This is a genomic window from Desulfosporosinus cupriresistens, from assembly GCF_001707885.1.
Classification (GTDB): domain Bacteria; phylum Bacillota; class Desulfitobacteriia; order Desulfitobacteriales; family Desulfitobacteriaceae; genus Desulfosporosinus.
This window is the reverse complement of the sequence record NZ_MASS01000114.1, coordinates 1-3,954: the sequence shown is the minus strand read 5'-3', so window position 1 is coordinate 3,954 and position 3,954 is coordinate 1. Positions and strand designations below refer to the sequence as shown.

Sequence of the window (3,954 nt, the reverse complement as noted above, 5' to 3'; positions counted from 1 at the left end):
GCCTGCCGCGAATACGAATTCTTCTTCGACAACAACTGGAAAGACCTAATCCAACGCATCAAAGCCTCCAACGGACACTTTTCAAGAATTGACTTAGCCATTGACGACTTCGACGGCCTATTCACCCTAGAACAAATCGAAGAAAAAATCAAAACAAGCGAAATCATATCCTACTTTCGCAAAAGCCGAATCCTCGAAGAATACAACCTCTCCGCCCAAGACAACCTCGGCAAAACCATCTACTTTGGCTCCCCCCAATCAAGAATACGAATTCGCATGTACGACAAAGCCATAGAGCAGCTCCTCAAAGAACAAGCCCAACGCGAAGCAGAAACCATCCGTACCGAATCAAAAGCCAAACTATCCCACAAAGAGCGCCAAGAAAACAAACACACCCGCGAAGAACAATATCGCAACGAACGCCTCGAACACAAAAAACAATGGCTTCGCACCGAAATCCAAAGCCGTGACGAGCGATCCGATGCCATCGCCGAATACATCCAAGCCGACATAAAAATGGGAGAAGTCGTCTTTGGCGTCCTCAAGAACTACCTAAACTTCGTTGACCCCTCCAACACCGACACCAACAAATCCCGCTGGGAAATCTCCCCCTTCTGGCAAAAATTCCTGGGAAATATCGAAGAATTAAAACTCACCACCGAGAAAATACAAAACACCATAAAGCGAATAAAAAACTGGATCATCAAGCAAGTCGCGCCAAGCCTTGCCTTACTAAGCATGGATAAGAATCTCAAAGTAAACCTAGAAGAACTCGTCGAAATCATCCTATTTGCCAAAAACAGACTTAAAAAGCGCCATTATGCCTTACTCCAAGCAACCTAAAGAGAACTTAAGGTTTTAAAATCCATTTGCTATAGTAAACCCAGTTAAACAAACCAAACACCAAACACCAACCAAACACCAAAAAGAAAATGAAACGAAAAAAACAAGAAGAAAGGGGTTACACAATGATCATCACGATTAAAGGCCAAGTCCTGGAAATCAAAGCCAAAGAAGACAAACACGCAACCGATGTCACGCTCTATCAACCCGGCGAACGCTATAACCCAGTCGTCAGAATCGCCGATGGCTTACCCATCCCCAAAGTAGGCGAAACCTATCAAACCACAGGCAGCTTGCTCCAATGGTCCACCAAAGGCGGCGGCGTCGGTTCCATGGTCTCCGTACGAGAATTAGTCAAATGATTACCGCAGATATTACCGGAACCATAGACCCCATAACCGGTAATGCCATATTAAGCATAAGCTTCCAAGGCTTCGAATTATTCCTTGGGGCAATCCTCGGAGGAATAGCTGCTGTCGTCATATGGATAACCCTTAAAAATTTCGCAAAATAAAACGACATCTTGCATTGCACAAAACGACAACATGCTTCCGGAAATAGGGAGGGATTGAAACATGGACGTACAGCAGCTACAACTAGGGTTCACATTATCCTTCGGCTGCCTATTTATAGCAGGATTTTCAGCATGGGGGATAAGTGCCATATGTAATTTTTTCAAAATGCTGAGTGGAGGGTGATTTTATGTTCAAAAATGTAATGAATCGCGCCAAACGATTTGCTCCGGCTGTTATCGGTTCAAGTGCCTTTGTCGTTGGATCGGCAGCAAAAGTTGCCTTGTGTGAAGGTGTCGCGGACACTGCCGTTACAGGTGCCTTCACAGGTATGGGAGATAACATTGTCGCCACGATGGGATCTGTCGCTCCCTATGCCATTGGAGTCATGGCCTGCATCCTTGGCTTTAAGTACGGAAAGAAAATCTTCAAAGTCATTGCCAACGGCTAACAAAACGACCTCATTCTAATTGCATAACAAAAGTACATACGTACCTGCTAGCGTATGTACTTTTTTATTTCTCAAAGAGGTTTAAAAGGAGGTTGAAAAATATGGGTAAAAAAATATATAAAAAATTACTATCGATAGCCTTAATCGCCATAATTTTATGTTTCAACATAGTATTAAACGTCAAACCCGCTAGTGCCTTTTTACCTATGGTACCCATCGAAATAGGGGAAACCCTATTAGCCAGATTACTCACTCTAATAGAAGCCGGACTCGATATCCAATCTATGATCAGCGGTGCAGATATTGCAGAAAGATATTATGAATCCGGTATTACAGCGCCAAGCTGGGACGCAGAAGGAAATTTAACCATTGATGTTCAAGCCATCGACAACGCCCGTAATTGGCTCGACGCAACCCTTCCAGGATTACCAGCAACGATTCAAGTGGATGGTGGTCTATCCTACATAGGACAAACATTGCCAGCAATAGAACCCTACACCGCCGAACATTCCGAAAGAACATTATTCTCAAATCATGATTTTAGTGCTCCCGGATTATATCAGATTAATATCTTAAACTTTGGCTCAATAACCACTTGGATGGATTACGAGAATACCAATTCAACCTATGAACCACCAGAAATACCCTCAATTACATTTCCTACCTTACCTACTAGTTATAGCTGTAATGGGCATCTAATAGTTGGTGATACAACGGTACCAACAGATAAATCATCGTTAAAATTATTCAATTATGTCGATGATGGCACCGTTAATTTATATATGCTTGATAGTAATACCATTAAGTCTAATAAGACCATGAGTATATACACTTATACATTAGTAAATGGTGCTTGGGTATCTGGTAGTTCTTTATACAGCAATACAGTTTGTAGCACCTTTAACGGATTAGTTTATCAATCGACCGATAGTATCTATTACGATAGTTCATTAACAAATTTATTTTATCCTTATCAAGCTCCATCAACAGGCTCAAATAATTGTGTCATGTCGTTAACAGACAGTGAAACACTAGATTATTATGATCTTGACTTATCCATGGAAACAGCCTTTGCTAGTTGGGGTGTCCCTACGGGATCAACCAATGTCAATTATTTAGTGGATAATCTAGCTTTATGTGATCAAATGAGATGGAATATATCCTCTAATCCTAGTATAGATCAACCTGGTAAATTTGATTTAATCATCTGGCCTAGCTTTCACGACATGAGCTATGGATGGTCCGATTCTGATCAAGCACCAAACTTTACCTTTGAGGGTACATCGGCAAATAATATCAATTTATTTATCGATGCATCCCCCATGGACACGATACAAGCCCAAATGCAATATTATGGCTCGTATCCAAAAACCGATTTAGTGCTTGGTGATAAATTAACAACGGATCAAAAAGTTGGTAAACCAACGTCTTGGAGTGATTTAATTGTACCGCCAGCAGTCCTTGCACCGACGGATATCCTATCGGATATTCTCACGGTGAATCCGGATGATTCTATCGACTTTACCAAATTGAAAATAACAGGTGATTTATTATCGAGCAAGTTCCCATTTTCCTTACCTTGGGATCTAAAAAACATGATTGCAACCTTTGGAGCAGGCACACCCGTAGCACCGACAATACCAATTGGTATTGGTACAATAACCGGAGAAATAAAATTAAGTCAGTTTGATAGCCTGGCAGCAGCTGTACGAGTTTTAGAACTCTTTGCATTCAATATAGGCTTGCTTTTTGGCACTAGGAAATTAGTAGGAGGTGCTTCCTAATGGGTTTCATTGCCTCGTTAATCAATTCATTATTAAGCCTTATTGCAGCTGCCATCACAGCAATATTATCCCTTCTTCCATCCTCGCCATTTGCTTGGAATCTTGATGGGGCATCACCCGTGTTAACCTGGATCTTCTGGCTCATACCCATACCCCAAATGTTGACGACCATGACCTTATATATTTCAGCAGTCGTAGCCTACTTTGTAGTTCGCATAGCGTTAAGATGGCTCAAGGTGGTGGGATCATGAGCATATCGCTTTACAGTGGTACCCCAGGCTCTGGCAAATCGTACAATGCCATATGCCAAATCCTTTGGGCCTTAAGACTCAATAAAATGGTCATAGCCAATTTCCCCATAAAA

The 3,954-nt window shown here is 41.8% G+C and carries 6 protein-coding genes; all 6 read left to right on the top strand.

Going from position 1 to position 3,954, the window contains the following annotated elements; genetic code table 11:
• On the top strand, positions 1–843 hold an 843-nt coding region (locus DSBG_RS21345; RefSeq protein WP_141694403.1), incomplete at its 5' end, for a replication initiation factor domain-containing protein.
• 125 nt (positions 844–968) lie between these two features.
• Positions 969–1,205 carry a hypothetical protein gene (locus DSBG_RS21340; RefSeq protein WP_068967007.1) on the top strand — a complete coding sequence of 79 codons (237 nt, stop codon included), beginning with the start codon at positions 969–971 and terminating at the stop codon, positions 1,203–1,205.
• Positions 1,202–1,357, top strand: coding sequence for a hypothetical protein (locus DSBG_RS23350; protein WP_176716354.1), 156 nt, complete (start codon positions 1,202–1,204; stop codon positions 1,355–1,357). Before DSBG_RS21340 ends, DSBG_RS23350 begins: the two co-directional genes overlap by 4 nt.
• Before the next feature lie 188 nt (positions 1,358–1,545).
• On the top strand, positions 1,546–1,806 hold the full coding sequence (locus tag DSBG_RS21335; protein WP_068967005.1) for a hypothetical protein: 261 nt from the start codon (positions 1,546–1,548) through the stop codon (positions 1,804–1,806).
• Between the two features lie 101 nt (positions 1,807–1,907).
• Positions 1,908–3,590, top strand: a complete 1,683-nt coding sequence (locus tag DSBG_RS21330; RefSeq protein ID WP_068967003.1) for a hypothetical protein — start codon at positions 1,908–1,910, stop codon at positions 3,588–3,590.
• The gene (locus DSBG_RS21325) at positions 3,590–3,841 is read left to right on the top strand and encodes a hypothetical protein (protein WP_068967002.1); all 252 of its coding nucleotides are present in this window, start codon (positions 3,590–3,592) and stop codon (positions 3,839–3,841) included. The genes DSBG_RS21330 and DSBG_RS21325 overlap by 1 nt, the downstream gene beginning before the upstream one ends.
• The last annotated feature ends 113 nt before the right edge of the window (positions 3,842–3,954 follow it).